We start from the raw sequence: 22437 nt of genomic DNA on the forward strand, positions 1-22437 counted from the left end.
ACTAGAGTTTCGCGCGTGATCGACAAGCGTGCCGTCCGCGTCGAGGTGATCCTCCTGCTCGGCGTGTCGCTCGGCAGGTCCGCGATCCTCTCGATCCTGGCGATCATCGACCGGCTCACCTACGTGAAGCCGCTCTCCGAGCAGACCGCGACGCTCAACCCGTCGATCACCCCGGACCGCCCCTGGCTCGACCTGGCATACCAGCTGGTCTACACGGGTCTGGGCTTCGTCGCGCCGCTGCTCGCGGTGTACCTGCTGCGCCGCGACCACGAGGACTGGCGCCTCGGCGTGCGGCCGGGCTCCGACCTCGGCTACGGCGTGGGTCTCGCCGCCCTGATCGGCCTGCCGGGTCTCGCCCTCGTGTGGGCGGCGCGGGAGCTGGGGATCAGCGCGCAGATCGTGCCCGAGGCGCTCGGCACGCACTGGTGGTCGGTGCCGGTGCTGATCCTGGCCGCCCTGCAGAACGGCGTCCTCGAAGAGATCGTCATGATCGCCTACCTGCTGACCCGCCTGCGCGACCTGGGGTGGAACCCCTGGGTGGCGATCGTGACCAGCGCGGCGATCCGCGGGTCGTACCACCTCTACCAGGGCTTCGGCGGGTTCATCGGCAACTTCGTCATGGGGCTGGTCTTCGGCTGGTTCTACCGGCGGACGAACCGGGTCATGCCGCTCATCGTGGCGCACACGATCCTCGACATCGTGTCGTTCGTGGGGTACGCCCTGCTCAAGGATCATTTGCGGTTCCTGAGATAGGGCAAATTGCCACAATTAGTCTGGCTTGTGTGGGCCGAATCCTTCTCGTCATCACCCTCGTCGCGTCATCCGTCTTCGCGCTGCCGGTGGCGGTCTCCGGCAAGGCGGCGAGCTCGGCGCTCTACATCGTGCAGCTGGAGGGCGACCCGGCCGGACGCCAGGAGAGCGCCCGCGGCGCGATCCGGGCCGGCCGCGCGGACGTCCTGCGCCGCGCCGGGATCCGCAGGACGGTCACGGTGTACGAGTCGGCCTTCAACGGTTTCGCCGCCGCGCTCACCCCCGAGCAGAAGGCCCGCGTGGAGCGGACCCCCGGCGTGCGCCACGTCTGGCCCAACGAGCGGCGCACCGTCGACACGATCTCCACCACCGGCTTCCTCGGCCTGGACGGCCCCGCCGGGGCGTGGGCCAAGCACTTCGGCGACCCGTCCCGCGCCGGCGAGGGCATGATCATCGGCGTCATCGACACGGGCTTCTGGCCGGAGAGCCCCAGCCTCGCCCCGCTTCCCGAGCCCCGCCCCGATCAGGCCGTCATCGACAAGAAGTGGGCCAGGGGCGGCACCGACAAGTGCGACGAGGGCACCGGCACCGCCCAGCAGAGGATCACCTGCAACAACAAGGTCATCGGTGCCCGCTTCTACGACGGCGGCGGCTTCGGCGGCTGGGAGTCGGAGTTCCACTCCCCGCGCGACTACGACGGCCACGGCACCCACACCGCGACCACCGCCGCCGGCCTGCCCGACGTCCCCGCCACCATCAACGGCGACCCCGTCGGCACCATCTCCGGCATGGCGCCCGCCGCCCGCATCGCCGTCTACAAGGCCCTGTGGCGGCAGTCCGACGGCGAGGGCTCCGGCGGCACCGTCGACCTGCTCGACGCGGTCGACGACGCGGTCAGCGACGGCGTCGACGTCATCAACTACTCCGTCTCCGGCTCCGAGTCGCTCATCGTCGACCCGGTCGAGCTCGCCTTCTACAACGCGGCCGCGGCCGGCGTCTTCGTCGCCACGTCCGCCGGCAACAGCGGCCCCGACGAGTCCACCGTCGCGCACAACGCGCCCTGGGTGACCACCGTCGCCGCCAGCTCCCACGACCGCGGCGCCGACAAGTCCGTGACCCTCGGCAACGGCAAGACCTACACCGGCGCCGGCCAGGGCCCCGCCGTGCCGTCCGCGCCGCTCGTCGACTCCGTGAAGGCCGGGCTCAAGACCGCCGACGCGGAGAAGGTCGAGCTCTGCTACCCCGGCACCCTCGACCCGGCACTGGTCAAGGGCAAGATCGTGCTCTGCAAGCGGGGCGTCAACCCGCGCACCGACAAGAGCATCGCCGTCCGCGACGCCGGCGGGGTCGGCATGGTCCTCTACAACCCGAGCGAGAACTCGCTCAACGCCGACTACCACGTCATCCCCACCGTCCACGTCGATCATGTCGCCGGGGCGGCGATCAAGGCGTACCTGGCGACCCCGAATCCGACCGCCTCCCTCTCGGCCGTGTCGATGGTGGTGCCGCGGGCGCCCGCCATGGCCGCCTTCTCCTCCGCCGGCCCGGCCCTCGCCGGCGGCGACCTGATCAAGCCCGACATCACCGCCCCGGGCGTCGACATCGTCGCCGGCGTGTCCCCGGCCGGCCACCACGGCAACCTGTTCGACGGCGAGTCCGGCACCTCGATGTCCAGCCCGCACATCGCCGGCATCGCCGCCCTGATCCGCGCCGAGCACCCCGACTGGTCGCCGTCGGCCGTCCAGTCGGCGCTCATGACCACCGCCGGCGTCCACGACAACACCGACGGCATGATCCAGAGGGCCGGGAAGATCGCGAGCCCGCTCGACTACGGCTCCGGCCACGTCCGCCCTTCGCAGGCCTTCGACCCCGGCCTGGTCTACGAGTCGGGCCCGCAGGACTGGGCCCGGTACGGGTGCGCCATCGGCCAGCTGCAGCTCGTCAGCGACTGGTGCCCGACCGTCGGCAGCGCCGACCCCAGCGACCTCAACTACCCGTCGATCGCGGTCGCCTCGCTGGCCGGGACGCAGACCGTCGTCCGCACCGTCACCAACGTCTCCACCCAGCCGAGCGTCTACGTCGCCTCCGTCACCACGCCGCAGGGGCTCGCCGTCACCGTCACGCCGAGCACCCTGACCGTCGCACCCGGCGAGTCCGCCACCTTCAAGGTCACCATCCGGCGCACCGACGCCGCGTACCGCGTCTGGACCTTCGGCTCCCTCACCTGGACCGACCTGCGCGGCCACACCGTGCGCAGCCCCATCGGCGCCCGGCCCGTCGCGCTCGCCGGCCCGGGCGAGGTCACCGGCTCCGGCGCCGCCGGCACCGCCGCGATCGAGCTCACCGCCGGGTACAGCGGCAACGTCACCACCAAGCTCTTCGGCCTCACCCCGTCGGCCGTCCACCAGCAGAACCTCGTCGGCAGCACGGCCGCCTTCGTGCCCACGGCGCCCGCCACCGGCCCGGCCGTCTTCAAGTTCACCGTCACCGTGCCGCCCGGCGCCGAGTTCGGCCGCCTGGCCACGTTCGCCGCCGACCACGTCCCCGGCACCGACGTCGACCTCTACCTCTACCAGGACGGGCAGCTCGTGGACCGCAGCGACGGCACCACCGCCGACGAGGAGATCCCGCTCACGTCCATGGGGGTGTTCGAGGTGTACGTCGTGCGCTTCGCCGCGCCACCCGACGCCGACAGCCGGCCGGTCGTGGCGCACACGTTCCTCGTCGGTGGCGACCCGGCCGGCAACCTCACGGTCACGCCGCCGGTGGCTGCGGTCCAGCCCGGCCGGCCGGTGACCTTCACCGCCGCCTGGCACGACCTCGACCCCGCGAAGCGCTACCTGGGCATGGTCGAGTTCGGCGACGGCACCGCGGCCCGGGCCTGGACCACGATCGCGGTCGGCCCGGACGCCTTGCCGCCCGCTCCGGCGCCTGGCGCGTCGCCTGCGGTGCCGCCTGGTGTGTCGCCTGGTGTGTCGCCTGGTGTGTCGCCTGGTGTGTCGCCTGGTGTGTCGCCGTCGGGTTCCAGGCCCGCCCGGCCGTCGCCGTCGGCTTCGGTTTCCAGGCCGGCGCGGCCGTCGCCGTCCGTTTCGGTTTCCGGGCCTGTTCGGCCGCCGTCCGCGTCGCGGTCTGCTTCGGGGGTGTCGCCGCGGGTCACCCCGCGGTGACGCCTACCGCCCGTCGGGGGTGGGGACCGGCTTGCGCCGGTAGTAGCGGGTGGCGCGCATGGCGATCGCCTCGGTCGACCTGACCGCGGCGACCGCCCCGATCACCGGCCCGATCCCGGGCACCGCGCGCCGGGCGATCCTGACCCCGGCGGCCTGCAGCAGCCCGCCGCCGAGCGTCCGGCCGAGCGGGCCCGCCAGCCTGGCGACCCCCACCCCGGGCCCGGCCCGCCGCGACCGCTGCGCCTGCTCCGCGGCCATGATGGCGGCCTCGGCGGTGGCGACCTCCGCGTACACCCGCTGCAGGACGAGCAGCTCGGCCGCCCGCGCCCGGTCGAGCGGATCGTGCCCGTGCGCGGCGGCCAGGTGCAGGACGAGCTTGGCGTGCAGCCAGTTGACCCCGGCCGCCTCGACCACCAGCCCCAGCGGCCCGGCCGCCCCCGCCGCGATCCCCAGCCTCCTGGCCCGCCGCACGAACTCCCGCGTCACCGCCCGCCCGATCGCGTCACCGTCGACGCCGGGGTAGTTCGCCGCATACCAGGCGGCCCGCTCCCGCGCCGCCTCCCCGAGCCGCGCGACCGCGGCGAGGGCGAGCAGCTCCGGCAGGTACGCGGGATTGATCCCCCGCCCGGCAGGCTCCTGTGCATTCTCTGTCTCTTGCTCCGCAATTCCGAGGTCGGTCGGATCGGCCTCGACCACCTCCACCCGCCCCTCGACGAGCGTCACCTCGTCCACCACCGGCGCCGCCTCGGCTGCTTCGGCTTGCTCGGCTGCTTCGGCTTGCTCGGCTGCTTCGGCTTCCCTGGGTGCCTCGGCTGCCTTGGGTACGTCGGGTGCGTCGGTTGCCTCGGGTGCAGCGGGTGCAGCGGGTGCCTCGGGTGCTGCGGGCGCCTCGGGCGCTTTGGGTGCCGGGAAGAGGACCTCTTGGGTCGAGGTCGCCTTCACCGCCGCCTTCTTCACGGCAGCCTTCTTGACGGGAGCCTTGATCGCGGGCGTGGTCTCCGGCGTCGGCTCGACCTCCACTTTGGGCGCTGCCTTCTTCGCCGGCGCCTTCTTGGCCACGGCCTTCTTGGCCGCCTTCTTCGCCGGTGCCGCTGCCTCCGGGGGCGTCGCCTGGGCAGGCTCGGCGGCGGGCACCGGCTGCTCGGACGTCCGCGCCGCAGGCACCGTCTTCGCCGCGACCTTCGCGGGTGCCGCCTTCTTGGCGGTGGCCTTCGCGGGCGTGGTCTTCGCCGGTGTGGCCTTCGTCACCGGTGGCGGCGGCTCGGGAGGGCTCGCCTGCTTGACCGGCGGGGGAGCGGCCGCCGGCCTCGGCTGCTGCGCAGGTCCGGCCACCGGTGGCGGGGCGAACGGGGTCACCGGCTTCGCCGCTGGGCGCGCCACGCGGGGCTGCGGAGCCGTCTGTCGAGGCGCCTCCACGACGGGCGGCGGCGGGGCGCCGAACGGCGTGGTCGCCGGACGCGGGGATGCCGCCGCCGGCGGCGCGGTCTCCGGGGCGGACTCCTGCGGCGGCGGCTCGAACCGCAGGGAGGTGTCGCCGAGAACCTGTGGGCGGCGGGGTGGCTCGTTGGAAGTCGGAGGCTCGGTGGACTTCGGTTCCTCTCCCATTCGCAAGAGCGTAATGCGCCAACGCCGATGGCACCCGCCGTGCGACCAGGCAAACGTCCTCCGGTGGACGATGTGACGCAAACCACGCAGCCCGGTCCGACGCGCCGGAGGGTCACCCGCTTTGCCCGGTCCTTCACCGGCCCTGTATCCTCGGACGGCGGCTCCTGGCGACAGGGGTTGTTGGAGGCTTCGCCTAGTTCGGTCTATGGCGCCGCACTGCTAATGCGGTTTGGGTCTTAAAGCCCATCCCGGGTTCGAATCCCGGAGCCTCCGCGCAAAACCGGTAAAACCTGGTGTGTACACTAGGCAGGCACCAAGCGCCCGTAGCTCAACGGATAGAGCATCTGACTACGGATCAGAAGGTTAGGGGTTCGAGTCCCTTCGGGCGCGCAACATCAAGAGGCGGTTGACCTGCGGAAACGTAGATCAACCGCCTCTCGTCATTCGTCCACTGTGGACTCAAAGTGTTCCGAAAGTGATCGGCTGTTTCGGAAGCGTCCAGACCGGTCCGTGCTGGTCGGCGCGGGTCTGTGCCGCCTGGTCCACCGTTCCGAATAGGGATCCGGCGGGTGACGGCCGGTGGGCGGCATCTGACTGGTTGTGGATTTCGCGGGTGTTGAAGATCCATCCGGGTTGGGTGGCAGGCGCGATTTGATCTCGGTGGGCGGGTCTGCGCCAGGCTCGGGTACGGGTGCCCGGCGGTGGTGCCGCCAGCGGTGGTGGACCTCGTCGGCTGTGCAGCCTGGTGCCTGTGGTGGAGCCGGTGCACTGACATGCCGAATACAGTGCACTGACCTTGGTGGCAAGATCTTGACGGCTCGTGTAGTTGGCGACGCGCAACGCGACTCGATGTCGGCAACCAGCCAGGCAACGCCTGCCGCACTGCGGCAAGTGCCTCCGGCGTCGCCATGCGCAGTCAGCTGGATATGACGTCGAGGCCGTCGTCCGTCAGGATCTGACGCCATCCGAAGGCGGCGAGCGTGACATCGACGCGGGCGCCGAACCCACACAGGAGCTCCGGCAACCAGCCCTCATCGAAGCGTGCCGCCGTCGTTTCGAAGACCTGGATCGGCTCAGCGCCGAGCTGGTTGGCGGCCACGTGTGGCAATGCCAAACCGATCATGAGATCCCGGTCATCGGGGACGTCGACCGCAGCGCCAAGAGCCATCGCCAGCAAGCCGTGCTGGAGGCGATCCAGGGAACCTTCCCGCATCGCCAGTACCACCATCCGCAGGCCGTACGAACCAAGCTGTGTCGCATCGGATTGGTCAAGCTCTGCGATGAACACGCGGCTGATCTTTGCCGGCGCACGGTCGAGGACCCCGCGAGCGCTCACATCAGCGGGACGGTGAGGTCTGCGCCCAAGAACCTGCACGGCCATCTCAGCCAGGGTACTGACGCCATACGTTCGCCGGTATCCGCTCATGCCGCCGTGTGCGCGGCGCGGTCAATCGAGATCGCTGCGCCAAGTGGCGGGTTCGTGGAGAGGCGGCGCCGGGTGCCGGGACTGCCGGATGGTGCGTTGGGTCGTGAGGACGACCCAGATCGCGTAGGTGAGGAAGAGCAGGCGTGGAGGCCAGCCGTTGGGTGGGATGACGACGGACAGTGCGTAGTGGCCCATCAGCCCGGCCAGCGGTAGCCAATTGAGGCGGCCACCGGCGAAGAGGGCGGCGAAGGGCAGGAGGACCAGCGCGGTCAGGCCGGCGATTACGTGCAGTGTGCCGATGGTTGACAGCTGGTCCAGTGGTGTGGTGACCGGATCGGCGACAAAGACGCTGACTCCGGCGGTGCCGAGGGCGCAGATGGCGAGCAGGGCTCGGGCCGTCCGCCCGTGGATCGCAGCGGCCAGCGCGGCGTAGCTCAACGCGCAGGTCAGGAACGCGGTAACGGCAATCCAGCCGTGCCGGCCGATGGCGTACTCGCTGACCGGCTTGTGGGTGACATCGATGTCGGACCGAACTATGACCGCGATGAGGAGCAGGACCTGGTAGGTGACAATGGCGGCGGCCGCGAGCCGTGCGGCCGCTCTTCGCGAGGTGTCGTTCACACCTGCTACGTCGGAGCTCGGCATCGAATCTGGACATGCTGGCTTCATCGGCGAGAACGGGGCCCAGATATGCGTGAGTCCTGGGCCCGGGCGGATCACTACTTCTTGATCATTATCTGTGGGTTTGGGACCCGCCCGCAGCATGCTGCGGCTGCGGATGCGTTCAGAACGGCGGGTCGGGTGGTGATCTTGGTCAGGTACACGATCGGCAGTGAGCAGTTTGCCGATCGACGCAGTCGGCCTGCTCATCGTGGACGCCCGGAGCTGACGATCAGAGGCTCAACCGCACGGTCAGGAGCACATACCAGAGGGTCACGTTGACGACGACGGACGCGGCGGCGGCGAGCACGGTGAGGCGCCACATCGTCGGCCGGTCGCGTATGCGGGTCAGGACGGCGACCGTGGCGACGCCGAGGACCAGCTGTGCCAGCGACGGGACGAGCTTGGCCAGGCTGAACGGGTCCAGCGGCGCGTCCCAGACCGAGCTGTAGACGAGCGGGATGCCGATCGCCTCCCCGGACAGCAGGCCAAAGGTCACGCCGATCGCGGCCGAGCCCGGTGACGCCGGCGCGTGGCGGACGACGTGGCCCAACCATCCCAGCATGCCGCCACCGATGAGCGCACCGGCGGTCCAGAACACGACCGACCGGCCGACTGATCGCAGCCCGGCCATGGTCGCCATCCCGTCCGCGCTGCTCGACGCGTCGACATACCAGCGTTGACCGGCGACGACGAGCAGGTAGTAGACGAACACGGCGGTCGTGAGCGCTGCCGCACCGGCCACGATCGAGGACCTCGGCCGCCGCGTCGTGTACCCGGCGACGAGGGCGACGAGCCCCCAGGCGAATCCTGAGCTGAACAGCGGCGTGGCGTAGGGCGCCACCGAGTCGTCCAGCAGATCGGGGAGGTATGCGGCGACGCCGAGGCCGGCACCGAGCGCCACGGGCAGCCGGGCGTTCACGCAGCGCTCTCCGCGTTCTCGGGGCAGTTCAGGTCGATGATCTGCCGGAAGCGTCCGGTGTCGCCATTGCCGACGTCGTCGAGTACCTTATCGCGCCACTGCCGTTCGAGAGCGTCCAGGCCCGATCGGCAGTACGAGGACTGCCGCAGCTTCATCACCTCGGCGAGGGCGGCGTCCCTGGCCGAGGGGTCCCGAACTGACCAACACACGATCCGACCCCCAGCTGGTGGGACCCAAGCTCACCGACAAACGGGTCCCACACTCACCAACGAAGCCAACATGCCGCGTCTGGTGCGCGAAGGCCAGCTGGAGTTCGTCACAGCGGGTGACCGGCGCTTCCGCCGCTGCTGGCCTGACATGACGTAGGCGAGATGAGGACGCCGTGTGACCGGGTGTTGTATCAGCCGATGGTTGCAACGGTCCCGGCCGCTTCATCGGCGACCGTGAGCTGCTGGTCCGGCGGCAGTCGGAAGCGATCTGTAGCGAAGACGGCTCGAAGCCTCGCCACACCGTCTCGCCACCACATCTGAGGCGCAACACCGACGAGATCGGCATCGAGGGTCAACCGCACCGCAATGCTGAGGTCATTCCAGACCAGTTCGTCGCCGATGATGTCGTGGACTTCGAGGAACTGCGGCCGGCAACGGCACTACGCCCCGCCGACCACGACTGACGCCCTGTTCGACGGCTGTTGCGGCACACCTCCCGGGACGCGGCCCCGTCCGATCAGGGACGTGTCACGGCTTGCGGGCCACGGCGCCATACGCGTCGATGTGCTCGGCCGCAGGGTCCTCCGCGTGCCACTGCGTGATCGGCGCGAGGCCGGGGTCCACCATCGTAAGACCCTCGAAGCATCCGGCCAGTTGGTCGGGGCTGCGCAGGATGTACGGGACACCGCCGCTCTCCGCCAGCTTGTTGGCGCCCTCGACCACGGCCGGGGTGGTGTCGGTGCCGTCCCACAGGACCAGGTGGCTGCCGGGTGCGGCGCTGTCCATCACCCGCCCGACGATGGAACGCACCACGTCCAGGTCGGGCTCGTAGCCCATGACGCCCATGAACATCACAGCGACCGGCTCGGAGAAGTCCAGCGTCTTCGCCGCCTCGGCGAGAATCAGCTCCGGGTCGTGGTAGTCGGCGTGGACATAGTCTGTTCGGCCCTCGGCGCTGGAATTGGTCAGCAGGGCACGGGCGTGCACCAGCACCATCGGGTCGTTGTCGACGTACGCGATCCGGGATTCGGGCGCGACCTGCTGGGCGACCTCATGGGTGTTCTGCATGGTGGGCAGGCCCGTCCCGATGTCGAGGAACTGCCGGACGCCCGCCTCGGCGGCCAGGAACCGCACGACCCGGATGAGGAACTGCCGGGACTCACGCGCCATGACGGCGATCTCCGGATAGACCTGGACCACTGCGTCCCCCGCGGCCCGGTCGGCCTGGAAGTTGTCCTTGCCGCCCATCCAGTAGTTCCAGATCCGCGCCGCGTGCGGCACATCGAAACGAAGCTGCGCGGCGAGCTCGGAATCCGGGTCGACCATAGCCAGGCTCCTATGTAAAAGGCTCGTCGTGTGCGAGGTTACCACTGACTTCTATCGCTGTTGTACGAGTCCGACGCACTCTACAACATCGGCCGGTGGCGGCTACTCCGCGACCTGCTCGGTGACGAGGCGATGGTAGGGCCGGGGGTTGAGCGCCAGGGTCTTTGCGTAGTCGATTGACGGGCGTTTGACCTGGGCGGATGTCGGCGTCCGTGGCCGGGGTTGGGGTGCTGCGGGACGGGTGCGATCCATCGGTGATCATGGGGTTGCTGAGACAACATGACACCAGCGAAGGACCGCACCCGCTGATGCCATCATCGCTGATCGACGTGATCCGCCAGCACGCACCCACCCCGACCGGCCTCACAGCGCCGCCTCGTGTCGACGAGCCGGATGGCCTGCTGTCAGCCCTGGCCCGGGTGCCGGATCCCCGCGACCGACGCGGGATCCGCTACTCCCTGGCCAGCCTGCTCGCGGTGGCCGTGTGCGCGGTCCTGGCCGGCGGTCACGTTCGCCGCGATGACCGACTGGGCCGACGACCTCGACCCGGCCACCGGCCGGCGGCTCGGGTTCACCGGCCGGGTCCCGGTGTTGAGCACACTCTGGCGGCTGCTGGTCCGCGTCGACGCCTCCACGCTGCAGGCCGTGCTGACCGACTGGCTGCGCTCCCGCCTGCCCGCACCCCAGCCGGCCCAGCCGACCGCGCGACCCGGAGACGGGGACGGCAAGGTCCAGCGCGGCGCCCGGCTGCCCGACGGCCGGCAGGTCCACCAGCTGTCGGCCTACGACACACCGACGGCGTGGTCCTGGCCCAGGTCCAAATCGCCGCGAAGTCCAATGAAATCCCGGCGTTCACGCCGCTGCCGGAACAAGTCGCGGCCCGGCTGGGCAGCCTCAACAACGTGGTGTTCGTTGCCGACGCACTCCACGCGCAGGTCACCCACGCCCACCAGGTCGCCAGCGGTCCCTCGCCGAGTCAGCGGCGATGCAGGCGTTGTGCGGAAAGGGGTTAGTCCTGCTGGAACGACACCCCCCGCGGCGCGGCGGGAGGATGGTCGTCGGGCCACGGCACGGCGTACGCCGAATCCGCTCCGCCGGTGGTGCGGGCGAACCGCAACAGTTCACGGACGATGCCGGCATTGCCCATCGCCCATCCGACTCTGGGCTCGAGCGTGCTGGGCGTCACGCGGTGCTCGTGATTTGACCAGCGCACCCCGTCCGCGTCGACTGTCGCCCGGGTGATGAGGTCGTCGACCAGCACGTTGGCGAAGTCGAGCGACTGGGCCTGCTCAATGTGCCGGTCGCAGGCCAGCGCGAGAACTCCGGCCGTTCCGCAGCAGCGGCCGTTGTTGTCCCAGAAGCCGGGGCGCACGCGGTGTGGAAGGCCGCAGTGGGTAACGGTCTGCCAGCATCGGTTGGCGAGAGCGGTCCAGGCGGCGTCCTCGGTCAGCGCACCGAGCAGCCGGAAGACTTGAGCATCGCCCGCTGGGCCGTTGCACCAGCCGTAGCTGTAGCGCTCGATCAGCTCGGGTCTGTGTTGCGGGTCGGAATGTGGGACGAGAAAGCCCGCCGGTCCCGCCTCGTCACGGGACACCACGTCGGCGGCGCCCGCCAGGGCCAGCTCGATCAGGTCGTCGCGGCCAGCAGCGGCGCCCACAGCCGCAAGTGCGTACACGAGGCTCTGTTGCATTGAGCGTTGGCAGGATCGTGGCAGGCTTGAGCAGTGAAGTCACCGACCCGTCCTGGCCCTTGGCTGCCTCCGAAGTCTGCGTTCGCCGGGTTCCGGTTCCCGCCCGAGGTGATCGTGGTCGCGGTCCGGTGGTATCTGCGCTACAACCTGTCCTACCGCGACGTCGAGGAGCTGCTCGTCGAGCGCGGTGTCGAGGTCGACCACGTCACCGTGTTCCGCTGGGTGCAGCGCTTCACGCCGCTGCTGACCGACGCCGCCCGGTTCACGCGTCACGCCCCTGCTGACAGGTGGTATGTCGACGAGACGTAGTGCGCCACGAGGCGCCTTGCTGTATCCCCAGTTCAGCTGGGAGGAACTCGGAGGGAGGTTCCTGGGTCTGATGGCTTACCTGAGGCCGAAAGGCTAGCGGGGACAAGAGCATGCCAGGAAACCAGCGGCTGTGCCCAGGCGTATGGGGCGGTGCGTTGGGGGACCCGCGTGATATGGCGAAAGCTGGATTGCCTGAAGCCTAATCTCCAGACGATGCAACGTCCCGTCCACCGGAAAGACGTCTGAAACCGGTGCCACGCCCTGTGTCGGCCTCGTATGTCGGTTGACACAACCTCTGGGGTGTGGAGCGATGCCCAGTGAGGGTATTCAAGGAGATGAGTGGGCCGCCTACGTCACGCTGTTACGTACGGCAGGGACGAACGTGGGATCGCCTAATGGGCGCGAGCCCTATGGTGACGGAGTTCCCGTAGTAGTCGCAGGGGTCACGTCCTGCCAGGGAGGACGGGAAAGCCGTCCGCACGGGCGAAGGGGAACAGGTGATCGGACACCGATGGCCGGGAGGTATGCGTAATGCAGAACGCCGAAACGGTGCTGGGTGTCCTCCGTGAACGTCACTCACGGCATAGGTCGCTGGAGAGCCGGATGCTCGGAAACGGGCCAGTCCGGTTCGGCGGGAGGCCGCACAGAAAAGGACCTGCACAGCAGGCACCTCGCCGTGCGGCCGACCCAGCCGTCAAGGTCAACGGCGTGTGGCGGTACGTCTACCGCGCCATCGACCAACACGGACAGGTCATCGACGTACTCGTCTCGATCCGCCGGGACGCTGATGCGGCGCGGAGGTTCTTCCGACGAGCGTTGTCGGTGTTGAAGGTCAAGCCCAGCGAGGTGGTCACCGAGGCCGCCGCGGTCTACCCCGCCGTCCTTGACGAGCTGATCCCGTTGGCGTGGCACCACGTCGAGCGGTACGCCAATAATCCGATCGAGGCTGATCACGGCCAGCTCAAACACCGTCTGAGATCGATGCGCGGGCTACGCACCGATCGCACAGCCAAGACGATCATCACCGGACACGCCTTCATGCAGAACCTCCGCCGCGGCCACTACGAACTCGCCGTCGACGCCTCGCCGTCGACGCGGGTCGCCGCGGCGTTCACCGAACTCGCCCGGGCGATCTGACCGCGGACCCGACACGGGCGGGTTCAACGCGTCCGCCGATCCCACAACGCAACGCCGCCCGTAGCGTTGCAGGCGTCGGTGACGGTCTTGGCCCACGTCTCGGGATGGGTGAACCAGAAGTCATGCGGTACGCCGGGTACGAGGGAAAACCGCCCGCGCGGAACGAGTTCGGCGAGTTGTACCAGAGGCCATGACGGGCGGATGTCGTCGCCGGCGGCGATGAAGTGCATCGGCACGTCGCAGGCGGCCAGTCCGCGCCACAGATCGGGTCGATGGATCCACTCGGTGAACGAAGCGCCGAGAGCCGCATGAACCTCTGGCACCCAGTCGATGTCCACGGTGGGCTCCGAGGCCTTGCCGGCTTCGTACGCCTCGGACCACGTCCGGTCCCGCTGAGGACCCCGACCGGCGATGCCGACCACCGCGGTCACCACCTCGGGATGCTCGACCGCGTAGCGCACCGCGAGATCGCAACCCCAGGAGTGGCCGACCACGATCCAGGTAGCGACACCGATCCCCATACGGATGCTTTCAAGGTCTTCGATTGCGTCTTGCATGGTGTGCGGACCACCGCCTGAGCGGCCGACCCCGCGCGGCTCTGGATGCCAGGCACGGTGGCCCAGCGGAGAGATCTCGTCTCTCTCCAGATACTGCACACAACCAGGACCACCGGTCAGGACAACGACGTCAGGCCCGCGGCCGGTCACCCCCACGTGCAATGCGGCAGTTCCTACCTCGACTGTCCGAGACTCCACATCCGCGAACGCTACCAACCACACCCCGTCCGCACATGCCGCAGCGGGCGTACTGGTGTTCATCGCTGCAGGTGACGCACGGTGATGTATGGCTGCCATCACCGTCCCAGCCGTTAGAAGCGGCGGGTCCCGAACGAGCTCGTACTTCGTGCGGCGACCGCCGCATACCTGGGCCGCTACCGCGGTCAGACCCGGCTGCACAGCGAGTCGGACCTGCGAGTCTTCCTGCGCTGGTGCACCGACCAGGATCTCGATCCGCTCGCCGCGGTCAGAGTGGACATTGAGCGGTACCTGCGCTGGTGCAGGACGAGCGCCGATACCAGCCCTCGACGGTGTCGCGACGGCTGTCGGTCGTGACCGGCTTCTACCGGACCTGTGTCATCGACGGCATCCTGCCGCACTCACCCGCCGACTACGTCCGCCGGCCAACCGTGCCCGCCGAGTCACCAACCCTCGGCCTGGGACATCTGCAGTTCGAAGCGCTGATCACGACTGCGCGGCTGTCGGTCAACCCGAACGACTTCGCCCTGATCGCGCTCCTCGGCCTGCTCGGGTTACGAATCTTCGAAACCTGCGCAGCCAGCATCAGCGACCTCGGCGAGGAACACGGCCACCGAGTCCTGCGGGTGCGAGGCAAGGCGGCAAGGTCGTGCTCATCCCGCTGCCACCGGCCGTGGCCCGAGCGATCGAACGTGCCGTCGACGGCCGCACCGACGGGCCGATCCTGCGCAGCACCCTCGGCACCCGCATGGACCGGCACGCCGCGACCCGCCGCCTCAAGCACCTTGCCGCCACCGCCGGCGTGCGAATGCCGAGGATGCACCCGCACATGCTGAGGCACACGTTCGTCACGACCATGCTCGACGCTGGCGTCAGCCTCCGCGACGTGCAGATCGCCGCCCGCCACGCCGACCCGCGAACGACGATGCGCTACGACCGGGCCCGCAACAACCTCGACCGGCACCCGAACTACATCCTCGCCGCCTACATGGCATCGGGCACGTAACCACCGGCTCACGACTTTGCCGAGATGAGGATGCCTGAGGCGGGGCGCGTTCGATAGTCAAAGGCAGGCGTCGGCAAGTTAGCCATGACGAAGCATCAGGGTCTGGCGTTACCGTTCCCACCATGACAACCGACCACCTCTTCCCCCGGGACGGGAGTATTCGTCCTCGGGTCGTCGTCTCGGTTACCGCGACCGCCGATGGGCGTGTCACGCTCAACCGCGCGGAGCGGCTTCTCGATGAAGGGCCGAACCTGCGGTGGCGAACCGCCTGGCCGCCGGACGTCGATGACCTGCTGGCGCAGCGGTCGGCCGCCATCGACGAGCGCCATCATCCGACGGTTGTCCTCGAAGGCAGCGGCACGTTCGTGGCCGATGACGACGGCCCACTGGATCTTCCAGATACCAGCATGGCGGCCGAGGATCTGTGGACGGATTTCCTGCCTCACCGCAGTCCGAGATGGTTCGCCGTGGTGGACGGACGCGGCAGGGTGAACTGGACCCACAAGGGGGACGCGGAGACAAGCCTGCTGGTCATCGCCAGCCGGAGCACACCCTTGCCGTACCTCGCTCACCTGCGTCGCGAGCAAATTCCCTACCTCCTAGCCGGCGTTCATCGGGTGGATTTGGAGTCCGTGCTGACAAAGATCCACAGGCAGCTTGGTGCCGACTGCCTCGTATCACAGGCAGGAGGAGGACTCAACGGCGCCCTCCTCAGGGCCGGTCTCGTCGACGAACTACACGTCATCACCATCCCCGCACTGGTAGGCGGGGTCGGCACACCATCGATCATGGATGGACTACCGCTCGAACCTGGCTCGCTTCCCATGCAACTGCGGACAATCAATGTCAAGGTGGGCGCTCACGGGACCATCTGGGCCCATTACGAGGTTGCCCGGGATCGTTCCAGGAACTGAGGCAGGTACCACGCTCTCGGGCGAACTTATGGCATCCGCACATGCCGCGACCGGGGCGCTGCGGCTCGCCAGCGATCGTCACGCTTCGTGTACCGCTCAGACCGGCCTGACGCCACGGGGCGCTGTACTTTCGTGGCCGATGTGCGGATGCGGGACTCGCTTGACATCACCGGCCTCTCCGCCTGTGCTCGACGGTGCTTCGCGTGCACGGTCCCTTCGGCGGCCTTCAGCCGAGCTGTTACACGTCGATGACCTGCCCGCGCTGGTCGACCGCCCGGTAGACGTACCGCCACACGCCGTTGACCCCGATCATCGATGTCCCGCACCGGCACGGCTGCCGGGCACGCCCCACGAGTCGACTCACCGACAGCGCGACGGACGAGAACTTCCGGGAAGATCAAGGTGCCCCGGACACGCCGGGGCCGAGCGACATGAGGACCCGATATGTTTGACAAGCGCCGAATCCGCAAGCACGGCCTCTCCGCTCAGGCACTCGTACTGTCCGTCCGGGACGGGTCCAGCTTCAGCGGCAACAGCAGCCGCCAGAAGTACCATTTCGTCCTAGAGGTCCGCCCGGACGACCGGCCGCCGTTCCAGGCGCAGCTGAGCGAGACGTTCGACATCGTCGAACGCAAGCCGACCGAGGCGGACCTGGTGGCGGTGAAGTACGAGCCGGACACGCTCAAGACCATCTTCGACCTCGAGGGCGATCCCCGGTTCGACCTGGAGGCCATGCAGCGCCGCACCTCCCAGCTGAAGTGGGACACCTACCACCGGACGCAGGCCCAGCCGATGCCGACACCGGCCCCGGGTGCGGCGACGGCGGACCCGATCCAGGCCCTGGAACGACTCGTCAGCCTCCGGGACAGCGGGGCGATCACCGACGAGGAGTTCGCAACCCTCAAGGCACGCCTGCTGAACGGCCCGGCCTGAGCCGCTCGCGGCAGACCACGTGTAGACCCACGCCACCGGCGGCGACATCCGCCGCCTCATCGACCTGTTCGGACTATCCTTCGAAACCGCCAGCCGCTACGCCAGCACCGTCAACCGCCTCGGCAGCGCCGAACGACGGCAGCGCCGCCCGAGCGCCTGCGGCTGCCGGCGCGCGCCAGTAGCCGGCGCGGAAATCAACGAGCCGTGGGCGCCCTGCCGCGATGGTTCGCGAGCACTGGACGCCCCCGGACGCGCCGACACCGCAACCAGAGCCGCACCTACGTCGGTAACGCTGCGTTACGAGGGCGGCCACGACGGCGCTCGCATCGTATCCGGAGTAGCCGATGAGCGGATACCGACCTGGTCACCTGTATCGACGGACCGGAGGACTATCCGAACCGGTCGGCGAGCTTCGTCAGCTTGGTGACGTACGCCGGCCAGTCGTAGTCGTCGGGGATGTTGGTGTTCTCCTGCTGCCAGCCGACCGCTCCGTCATGCTGCTCGCGCATGATGTCGACGTGACCGGCGTGACGGGCGAGGTCGCAGGTCACGTGGATGATGATCCGGTGCAGCGTCACGTCCTGCCGCTCTGGCCGCCACCATGGCACCTGCCCCGGCGCGTCGAGGGGCAGCTGTTCGATCGTCTGGTCCGCGAAGTTCCCCACACGGCGGTACAGGTCGATCAGCCCATCCCTCGTCTCGTCCTCCCGCGCGTACCAGTCCGCCTGCGGGTCCTGCTCAAACTCCTGCATGGGGACCAGGTCCTCAGGCGTCGGGAACTCGCGCCCGAAGGTGGGCCCAAAGTAGCCGGCCTCGACATTGAGGCAGTGCTTGATGACCCCCAGCAGGTTGTTGCCGGTCGCGGTGCGGGGCAGTCTGGCCTCGCGTTCGCTCAGCCCGTCGAGCTTCCAGATCAGGTCGTCGCGAGTCGCCTGGAGGTAGTGGTGGAGCGCAGCCTTCGGGTCGCCGAGATCAGCCATGCCGGCCAGTCTTCCCTATGCACACGAGCCATTTCATCCGAGATGTCGCATGCTGGATCAGCGCCCGGCTGCACGGGGCAGCATCCTCATTTGCCGCAGGTCTCGCGCGGCGGGCGACTCGGAGATCGTCACGCTTCGTGGCCGCGAGCCGGGTGCGACGACGTACAGGAACTGTGCTCGCTCGACGCCGATGAGCGCTCGCCCGGGCGTGGATCGAGCCGAGTTGGCGCGGCCGTCGATGGCCGGGCATGATCTTCGCGCAGTAGTGGAAGACGCCAGGTCAGGGAGACGGTCATGGCAACCCGGAAGACCTCCATCACCGAGGTGCCTTATGACGAACGCGGGAACCTGCTCTTCTATGTCGAAGGCTCGCGCGGCTACTCCTACCTCGATGACGATTCGTACGTGGTGGCGTACAGCATGCGACCCAACGTCGCGTTCACCGCGACACTGACCCTGGACTCCATGCGAGCCGGGCGATCCGCGAAGTACCTGGTCTGGCGCGACGCCGACGGCCATCACTATCCGATGTTCATCTCAGACCTCACGACGATGCTGCCCCTGGTCACCGTGCGCCGCGGCGTCGTGTCCGGCACCTGGATCGTGCGCAAGAAGGGGCAGAACTTCGGCATCGCACTCGACACGGGCAGCTGACTCACGCACCGGCGCGCTTCCACCGCTTGCGGCCTCAGCCGGCCCGCTGACGGCAAAGGTTCGACGTCCGGACATGCCGCATCCGGTGCGCTCAGGTTCAGGACAGAAGCCGCCGGGCCCGGCCGAGCTGGTTACTCACGGTCACGGCTGCGCAGACGGGTGACCTCGCCGACGGCCTCCACACGCGATGACACGAGTCGGCACCTCCCGCGCGACCGCCACCGACCGACGCTGACGCCCAGCGGCGACGCGCTCGTCGGCGGCCTTGGCTGCCGCTTTGGCCTTCTTCTCGTTGTCGAGGTCGCCGTCGATGTTCGGCTTGGTGCTGTCGTCCTGGGCGCCCGTGTCGCCCTGGCTGTCGCCGCTGGCGCCGCCCTCGGTGGAGCCGCTGCCGGTGGAGGTGCCGGTGCCGCCGGCGTCGTCGCGTCGGGCCGGGCCACGGTGCGGGCCGTCGAGGGCGAGGAGCAGGCGGCTTCGGGTGCGGTACATGACGTGGCCTCCTTGAGGCTGTGTCGGGATTCGGGACTGCCGCCGGTCCTTGCCGGCGGAGAACACGACGAGGCCCACCACAGCGTGTGGTGGGCCTCGGGATAGGTGCGGTGCTATTCCGCGGGGTACGGCTTGCCGTTGGACTCCCACCGGACACCGTTGTCGCCCAGGTAGGGCTCGCGGTGATCGGCTCCGCCGAAGAAGATGGTCTGCGGGATGCCCTCGGGGAACGCCGCGCATGTCGAGGTGCGCAGGTGGGCCGGTGACTCAACCCAGGAACGGTAGTGGCGGCAGGCCCAGCACTGCGGATCGCCTACCAGCATGCTCATGCCCGTCCCAATGCTTTCATCAACGTCTGATGGATGAGCCGTGCCAACGGCCGCGCCGACGGTGATAGCTCGGCCTCGGTGAATCCCTCCGCCACCGTTTCCAACTCGCTCTGGAGAGCATACCCACTCAGGTCACGCCTGATCAGCTCACGAAGTTGGGCCTGGTCCGCGAGGTCAACGCCGCGCGTTCGGGCATAGGTGCCGGGCCGGGTATGGATCTGTAGGTTCCGCGCGAGGTCTATCAATTCCGGAGTTGGTGTATCAGGCGAGTAGCAATTGGCACGCGTCCGCGGACGGGGGAGGCGTTGCTACACCATCTCCGGAGTCATTCGCCTTCACTCAGGGTGCTCGATCTTCTTTGTGATGCCTGTGGTTGATCCAATCGGCAGGCAACATGGCACCCATGTCCCTACCTACCCCACGCTGCAGACTGCTCGCCTGCGACTGCGTCCGTTCAACGAGGCCGACGCGAACGCCCTCTTCGCGCTGCACAGCAGCGCCTACGTGCTGCGCTACTGGGACGCGCCGCCCTGGAGCGAGCGGGTGCGCGCCGAGCGGTTCATCATGGCTTGCCGGCAGATGGCAGAGGAAGGCACCGGGACACGGCTGGTCATGGACCGTGTTTCCGACGGGGCGTTCATCGGCTGGTGCGGTCTGACCCGGTGGAACCCGGACTACCGCAGCGCGTCGATGGGCTACTGCCTCGACGGTGCAGCATGGGGCCACGGCTACGCGACTGAGGCCGCGCACGCCTTGCTGCAGTGGGCATTCGACACGTCGGACCTGAAGCGAGTCCAGGCCGAGACCGATACGCGCAACGCGGCGTCTGCCCGCGTCCTGGAGAAGCTCGGATTCGTGCGTGAAGGGACGTTGCGCGAAGACTGCGTCGTGAACGGCGAGGTCTCGGACTCGTGGGTGTACGGGCTGATCAGGCGGGAGTGGCGGCCGTCGTCCGAGGCGGTTCCCGCCCGCTGAGTCCCCCTTGCTCGCGAGACGGCGCCGCCTCCGGCTGCTTCGTTCCGCTGAGTTGATGGGGCCGACGCAGGGCACTCTCACGCCGCCGACCGCGCGTGACGCAGCGTCACAGTGGGTTGATCAAGTCAACGTCCGGTGGTGCCGATGAGCGGATCAGCGGCTCTGGGGCTGTGCGGGGCTCATGCTGACCCGTGCCGTCTGGTCTTCTTGTACCTTACGGGCGGTCTGCAGGAAGTCGATGATCGTCGAAAGTTGATCCTTGTCGTACCTGCCGAGGGCCCGTGCGCCGGCGGCGCCAACCGCAAAGTAGATCTCTTGTTCGATGGTGTGTGCGGCGTCCGTTGCGGTGACCAGGACCCGCCGTCGGTTCTCGGCGTCTCGGGTCCGGCGGACCAGGCCGGCGCGTTCCAGGCGGTCGATGACCGTGGTGGTCGCGGCTGGGCTGAGTTTGAGGGCGCTGGTGAGTTCCCCCGCCGACAGCGGACCGCCGTTGGCGAGGACGAGATCCATCGCGCGAAGGTCTGTGCGGTTGAGTCCGAGCCGAGCGGCGGCAGCTTCGTCGAAGGCGTCGAAGCTCTGCTGGAGCAGGCGCAGTTGCATGGCCACGTCACGGATCATTCCATCTTTCGACATTCGAAACCTTCAGCTATCGTAGTGTCAGACAGTCGAAACGATAGCAGCTCGGGGAGTACAAGATGACCACTGACGACCGTGAGATCGGGGATCTGTTCGGCCGGCTCATGCAGGCTTGGACCGACAACGACGCCGTTGCCTACGGGGCCTGCTTCACCGAGGACTCCGACTACGTCTCCTACGACGGCACCCGCGCGATCGGGCGCCTCGACATGCAGAACGCTCATGACCGGCTCTTCCGCGGTGTGCTTGCCGGTTCCGCCCTCGTCGGCGACATCGAGTCCATCCGGCACGTCGCGCCGGGGGTGGCGATCGTCCACGGCACCGCGTCGGTGCTGATGCCCTGGCGCTCGACACTGCCCAAGCGACGCCTGTCCCGGCAGACACTGGTGGCCGTACGCACCGATCATGGCTGGCGGTTCACCGCACTGCATAACGGACGGGTGCGTCCGGTGCAGATTCCAGCCCCGGATTCGCTGCCCTCTCGCATGGCTCAGACCATGAGTCACGCTGCACGCCGCCTCGGGGTGGGCCGAGCTACTGACAGAACCTAACCGTCCCGGCCGAGGCTCGCCTCTACGGTGACGCCCTCATCTGCCGCCGATAGCGCTCGGCCGGCTGGTGGCTATCGGGGCGAGCAGGACCCGCGATCCGGCGTCGTCCAGCGTGCGGTGGGACGGGCACCGGCCGCCGGTAGCATCCGGGCATGCAACCGCGTCGGCACCGGATGTGCCAGCGGCAACGCCGGGACTCGGCACTGGCGTGGATCCGCTCCGGGGTGGCGGTCACGGTGCAGCACTATGCCAGGCGGTACGGCGTCGACAGGTACACGGCCTATGACGACCTGACCGCGCTCGGGTTCGCGTTGCCTGACTCGGCGCAGCGGTGGGCGCAGCGCCCACCAGCGACCCCCTGTCGTACCGTCGAGCGCGCCACCCTCCCGGTCCACGACGAGTGGTGGATCATGCTGGACGGCAGGCCGTTCTTCGTCGCGGGTTACACCTCCGGCGGCGCTGCCTACGGCACGTTCGCCGACGAGATGCCGCCATACGATCATCCGCTTTGAGGGCGCTACGAGGCAGAAACATGGGATGTCTGCCGTGATCGGCGCGTCGTGATCTGCCAAGCTGCGAGCCGATCCACAGTGGATGGACGATCTACGCGATTGTGACGTAATCGGGCCATCGCGTCGACTCTGATCAAGGCTGTGAGCTGGACCCGACTGCGCGCGGACTACGGATCAGAAGGTTAGGGGTTCGAGTCCCTTCGGGCGCGCACCATCAAGAGGCGGTTGACCTGCGGAAACGTGGATCAACCGCCTCTCGTCATTCGTCCACTGTGGACTCAAAGTGTTCCGAAAGTGATCGGCTGTTTCGGAAGCGTCCAGACCGGTCCGGGCTGGTCGGCGCGGGTCTGTGCCGCCTGGTCCACCGTTCCGAAAAGGGATCCGGCGGGTGACGGCCGGTGGGCGGCATCTGACCGGTTGTGGATTTCGGGGCTGTTGAAGACCCATCAGGGTGGGGTGGCAGACGCGGTTCGATCTCGGTGGCCGGGCCTGCGTCAGGCTG

Annotated in this window: 23 protein-coding genes, 2 tRNA genes and 2 pseudogenes; 14 read left to right on the forward strand and 13 right to left on the reverse strand. The window is 68.6% G+C overall.

What is annotated here, in order from left to right; all coding sequences use genetic code 11:
- Positions 1–15 precede the first annotated feature (15 nt).
- Positions 16–753 carry a CPBP family intramembrane glutamic endopeptidase gene (locus ACQEVZ_RS28545; protein ID WP_344501220.1) on the forward strand — a complete coding sequence of 246 codons (738 nt, stop codon included), beginning with the start codon at positions 16–18 and terminating at the stop codon, positions 751–753.
- A gap of 29 nt (positions 754–782) precedes the next feature.
- The gene (locus ACQEVZ_RS28550; protein WP_433371989.1) at positions 783–3917 is read left to right on the forward strand and encodes a S8 family peptidase; all 3135 of its coding nucleotides are present in this window, start codon (positions 783–785) and stop codon (positions 3915–3917) included.
- A 3-nt stretch (positions 3918–3920) separates the two neighbouring features.
- Here ACQEVZ_RS28550 and ACQEVZ_RS28555 read toward each other — a convergent pair whose 3' ends face one another.
- A complete protein-coding gene (locus ACQEVZ_RS28555) occupies positions 3921–5522 on the reverse strand; it encodes a hypothetical protein (RefSeq protein WP_433371992.1) in 1602 nt (533 codons plus the stop codon).
- Between the two features lie 182 nt (positions 5523–5704).
- On the opposite strand from ACQEVZ_RS28555, the gene ACQEVZ_RS28560 reads away from it, so the two are divergent.
- Positions 5705–5795, forward strand: a tRNA-Ser gene (locus ACQEVZ_RS28560).
- A 44-nt stretch (positions 5796–5839) separates the two neighbouring features.
- Positions 5840–5912, forward strand: a tRNA-Arg gene (locus ACQEVZ_RS28565).
- A 526-nt stretch (positions 5913–6438) separates the two neighbouring features.
- Here ACQEVZ_RS28565 and ACQEVZ_RS28570 read toward each other — a convergent pair.
- The 5 genes from ACQEVZ_RS28570 to ACQEVZ_RS28590 form a co-directional block, all read right to left on the reverse strand.
- The gene (locus ACQEVZ_RS28570) at positions 6439–6903 is read right to left on the reverse strand and encodes a hypothetical protein (RefSeq protein WP_433371995.1); all 465 of its coding nucleotides are present in this window, start codon (positions 6901–6903) and stop codon (positions 6439–6441) included.
- A gap of 66 nt (positions 6904–6969) precedes the next feature.
- On the reverse strand, positions 6970–7593 hold the full coding sequence (locus ACQEVZ_RS28575; protein ID WP_433371998.1) for a DUF998 domain-containing protein: 624 nt from the start codon (positions 7591–7593) through the stop codon (positions 6970–6972).
- Between the two features lie 247 nt (positions 7594–7840).
- Positions 7841–8530, reverse strand: a complete 690-nt coding sequence (locus ACQEVZ_RS28580) for a DUF6518 family protein (RefSeq protein WP_433372006.1) — start codon at positions 8528–8530, stop codon at positions 7841–7843.
- Entirely contained in the window at positions 8527–8685 is a 159-nt protein-coding gene (locus ACQEVZ_RS28585) for a hypothetical protein (protein WP_433372009.1), read from the reverse strand. Before ACQEVZ_RS28585 ends, ACQEVZ_RS28580 begins: the two co-directional genes overlap by 4 nt.
- A gap of 582 nt (positions 8686–9267) precedes the next feature.
- Positions 9268–10065, reverse strand: coding sequence for an SAM-dependent methyltransferase (locus ACQEVZ_RS28590; RefSeq protein WP_433372012.1), 798 nt, complete (start codon positions 10063–10065; stop codon positions 9268–9270).
- A 308-nt stretch (positions 10066–10373) separates the two neighbouring features.
- Between ACQEVZ_RS28590 and ACQEVZ_RS28595 the strand changes: the two genes are divergently transcribed.
- On the forward strand, positions 10374–11078 hold the full coding sequence (locus ACQEVZ_RS28595; protein ID WP_433377043.1) for a transposase family protein: 705 nt from the start codon (positions 10374–10376) through the stop codon (positions 11076–11078).
- Here ACQEVZ_RS28595 and ACQEVZ_RS28600 read toward each other — a convergent pair.
- Positions 11075–11722, reverse strand: a complete 648-nt coding sequence (locus ACQEVZ_RS28600; RefSeq protein ID WP_433372015.1) for a lanthionine synthetase LanC family protein — start codon at positions 11720–11722, stop codon at positions 11075–11077. The genes ACQEVZ_RS28595 and ACQEVZ_RS28600 overlap by 4 nt on opposite strands.
- A 96-nt stretch (positions 11723–11818) precedes the next feature.
- Here ACQEVZ_RS28600 and ACQEVZ_RS28605 point away from each other — a divergent pair.
- Both ACQEVZ_RS28605 and ACQEVZ_RS28610 read left to right on the forward strand, forming a co-directional pair.
- Positions 11819–12061: pseudogene (locus tag ACQEVZ_RS28605) on the forward strand (IS6 family transposase); the annotation flags it as partial.
- Positions 12062–12757: 696 nt separating this feature from the next.
- A pseudogene (locus tag ACQEVZ_RS28610) lies at positions 12758–13201 on the forward strand (IS6 family transposase); the annotation flags it as partial.
- 23 nt (positions 13202–13224) lie between these two features.
- Here the strand turns inward: ACQEVZ_RS28610 and ACQEVZ_RS28615 are convergent.
- Positions 13225–14055, reverse strand: a complete 831-nt coding sequence (locus ACQEVZ_RS28615; protein ID WP_433372018.1) for an alpha/beta fold hydrolase — start codon at positions 14053–14055, stop codon at positions 13225–13227.
- Between the two features lie 550 nt (positions 14056–14605).
- Here ACQEVZ_RS28615 and ACQEVZ_RS28620 point away from each other — a divergent pair.
- Positions 14606–14962, forward strand: coding sequence for a tyrosine-type recombinase/integrase (locus ACQEVZ_RS28620; protein ID WP_433372021.1), 357 nt, complete (start codon positions 14606–14608; stop codon positions 14960–14962).
- Positions 14963–15084: 122 nt separating this feature from the next.
- On the forward strand, positions 15085–15876 hold the full coding sequence (locus ACQEVZ_RS28625; RefSeq protein WP_433372024.1) for a RibD family protein: 792 nt from the start codon (positions 15085–15087) through the stop codon (positions 15874–15876).
- Positions 15877–16114: 238 nt separating this feature from the next.
- Here ACQEVZ_RS28625 and ACQEVZ_RS28630 read toward each other — a convergent pair whose 3' ends face one another.
- Positions 16115–16240: a DDE-type integrase/transposase/recombinase gene (locus ACQEVZ_RS28630; protein WP_433372027.1), complete on the reverse strand. Its 126-nt coding sequence runs from the start codon at positions 16238–16240 to the stop codon at positions 16115–16117.
- Positions 16241–16320: 80 nt separating this feature from the next.
- Between ACQEVZ_RS28630 and ACQEVZ_RS28635 the strand changes: the two genes are divergently transcribed.
- The gene (locus ACQEVZ_RS28635) at positions 16321–16809 is read left to right on the forward strand and encodes an SHOCT domain-containing protein (protein ID WP_433372030.1); all 489 of its coding nucleotides are present in this window, start codon (positions 16321–16323) and stop codon (positions 16807–16809) included.
- A 389-nt stretch (positions 16810–17198) separates the two neighbouring features.
- On the opposite strand, the gene ACQEVZ_RS28640 is transcribed toward ACQEVZ_RS28635, so the two are convergent.
- Positions 17199–17789 (reverse strand): DinB family protein, encoded by a 591-nt coding sequence (locus ACQEVZ_RS28640; RefSeq protein ID WP_433372033.1) that lies wholly within the window; start codon positions 17787–17789, stop codon positions 17199–17201.
- 294 nt (positions 17790–18083) lie between these two features.
- Between ACQEVZ_RS28640 and ACQEVZ_RS28645 the strand changes: the two genes are divergently transcribed.
- Positions 18084–18443: a hypothetical protein gene (locus ACQEVZ_RS28645; protein ID WP_433372036.1), complete on the forward strand. Its 360-nt coding sequence runs from the start codon at positions 18084–18086 to the stop codon at positions 18441–18443.
- Between the two features lie 141 nt (positions 18444–18584).
- On the opposite strand, the gene ACQEVZ_RS28650 is transcribed toward ACQEVZ_RS28645, so the two are convergent.
- Both ACQEVZ_RS28650 and ACQEVZ_RS28655 read right to left on the reverse strand, forming a co-directional pair.
- On the reverse strand, positions 18585–18932 hold the full coding sequence (locus ACQEVZ_RS28650; protein ID WP_433372039.1) for a hypothetical protein: 348 nt from the start codon (positions 18930–18932) through the stop codon (positions 18585–18587).
- Between the two features lie 113 nt (positions 18933–19045).
- Positions 19046–19261, reverse strand: a complete 216-nt coding sequence (locus ACQEVZ_RS28655; protein WP_433372042.1) for a hypothetical protein — start codon at positions 19259–19261, stop codon at positions 19046–19048.
- A 363-nt stretch (positions 19262–19624) separates the two neighbouring features.
- On the opposite strand from ACQEVZ_RS28655, the gene ACQEVZ_RS28660 reads away from it, so the two are divergent.
- On the forward strand, positions 19625–20236 hold the full coding sequence (locus tag ACQEVZ_RS28660; RefSeq protein WP_433372045.1) for a GNAT family N-acetyltransferase: 612 nt from the start codon (positions 19625–19627) through the stop codon (positions 20234–20236).
- Positions 20237–20389: 153 nt separating this feature from the next.
- On the opposite strand, the gene ACQEVZ_RS28665 is transcribed toward ACQEVZ_RS28660, so the two are convergent.
- Positions 20390–20836 carry a MarR family transcriptional regulator gene (locus tag ACQEVZ_RS28665; RefSeq protein ID WP_433377046.1) on the reverse strand — a complete coding sequence of 149 codons (447 nt, stop codon included), beginning with the start codon at positions 20834–20836 and terminating at the stop codon, positions 20390–20392.
- A 95-nt stretch (positions 20837–20931) separates the two neighbouring features.
- Here ACQEVZ_RS28665 and ACQEVZ_RS28670 point away from each other — a divergent pair, with 95 nt between their 5' ends.
- Both ACQEVZ_RS28670 and ACQEVZ_RS28675 read left to right on the forward strand, forming a co-directional pair.
- On the forward strand, positions 20932–21423 hold the full coding sequence (locus ACQEVZ_RS28670; protein WP_433372048.1) for an SgcJ/EcaC family oxidoreductase: 492 nt from the start codon (positions 20932–20934) through the stop codon (positions 21421–21423).
- A 152-nt stretch (positions 21424–21575) separates the two neighbouring features.
- Positions 21576–21935, forward strand: coding sequence for a hypothetical protein (locus ACQEVZ_RS28675; RefSeq protein WP_433372051.1), 360 nt, complete (start codon positions 21576–21578; stop codon positions 21933–21935).
- Positions 21936–22437: the final 502 nt, after the last annotated feature.

The sequence above is a fragment of the Dactylosporangium sp. CA-152071 genome (assembly GCF_050936335.1).
Classification (GTDB): Bacteria; Actinomycetota; Actinomycetes; order Mycobacteriales; family Micromonosporaceae; genus Dactylosporangium; species Dactylosporangium maewongense.

What these genes read in the sequence shown, in the direction of transcription:
- ACQEVZ_RS28555 (WP_433371992.1), bottom strand. Translation starts at nt 5,522, where the DNA reads ATGGGAGAGGAACCGAAGTCCACCGAGCCTCCGACTTCCAACGAGCCA.
- ACQEVZ_RS28570 (WP_433371995.1), bottom strand. Translation starts at nt 6,903, where the DNA reads ATGGCCGTGCAGGTTCTTGGGCGCAGACCTCACCGTCCCGCTGATGTG.
- ACQEVZ_RS28575 (WP_433371998.1), bottom strand. Translation starts at nt 7,593, where the DNA reads ATGCCGAGCTCCGACGTAGCAGGTGTGAACGACACCTCGCGAAGAGCG.
- ACQEVZ_RS28585 (WP_433372009.1), bottom strand. Translation starts at nt 8,685, where the DNA reads ATGAAGCTGCGGCAGTCCTCGTACTGCCGATCGGGCCTGGACGCTCTC.
- ACQEVZ_RS28590 (WP_433372012.1), bottom strand. Translation starts at nt 10,065, where the DNA reads ATGGTCGACCCGGATTCCGAGCTCGCCGCGCAGCTTCGTTTCGATGTG.
- ACQEVZ_RS28595 (WP_433377043.1), top strand. Translation starts at nt 10,374, where the DNA reads ATGCCATCATCGCTGATCGACGTGATCCGCCAGCACGCACCCACCCCG.
- ACQEVZ_RS28615 (WP_433372018.1), bottom strand. Translation starts at nt 14,055, where the DNA reads ATGGCAGCCATACATCACCGTGCGTCACCTGCAGCGATGAACACCAGT.
- ACQEVZ_RS28625 (WP_433372024.1), top strand. Translation starts at nt 15,085, where the DNA reads ATGACAACCGACCACCTCTTCCCCCGGGACGGGAGTATTCGTCCTCGG.
- ACQEVZ_RS28635 (WP_433372030.1), top strand. Translation starts at nt 16,321, where the DNA reads ATGTTTGACAAGCGCCGAATCCGCAAGCACGGCCTCTCCGCTCAGGCA.
- ACQEVZ_RS28640 (WP_433372033.1), bottom strand. Translation starts at nt 17,789, where the DNA reads ATGGCTGATCTCGGCGACCCGAAGGCTGCGCTCCACCACTACCTCCAG.
- ACQEVZ_RS28645 (WP_433372036.1), top strand. Translation starts at nt 18,084, where the DNA reads ATGGCAACCCGGAAGACCTCCATCACCGAGGTGCCTTATGACGAACGC.
- ACQEVZ_RS28650 (WP_433372039.1), bottom strand. Translation starts at nt 18,932, where the DNA reads ATGTACCGCACCCGAAGCCGCCTGCTCCTCGCCCTCGACGGCCCGCAC.
- ACQEVZ_RS28655 (WP_433372042.1), bottom strand. Translation starts at nt 19,261, where the DNA reads ATGAGCATGCTGGTAGGCGATCCGCAGTGCTGGGCCTGCCGCCACTAC.
- ACQEVZ_RS28660 (WP_433372045.1), top strand. Translation starts at nt 19,625, where the DNA reads ATGCCTGTGGTTGATCCAATCGGCAGGCAACATGGCACCCATGTCCCT.
- ACQEVZ_RS28665 (WP_433377046.1), bottom strand. Translation starts at nt 20,836, where the DNA reads ATGCAACTGCGCCTGCTCCAGCAGAGCTTCGACGCCTTCGACGAAGCT.
- ACQEVZ_RS28670 (WP_433372048.1), top strand. Translation starts at nt 20,932, where the DNA reads ATGACCACTGACGACCGTGAGATCGGGGATCTGTTCGGCCGGCTCATG.
- ACQEVZ_RS28675 (WP_433372051.1), top strand. Translation starts at nt 21,576, where the DNA reads ATGCAACCGCGTCGGCACCGGATGTGCCAGCGGCAACGCCGGGACTCG.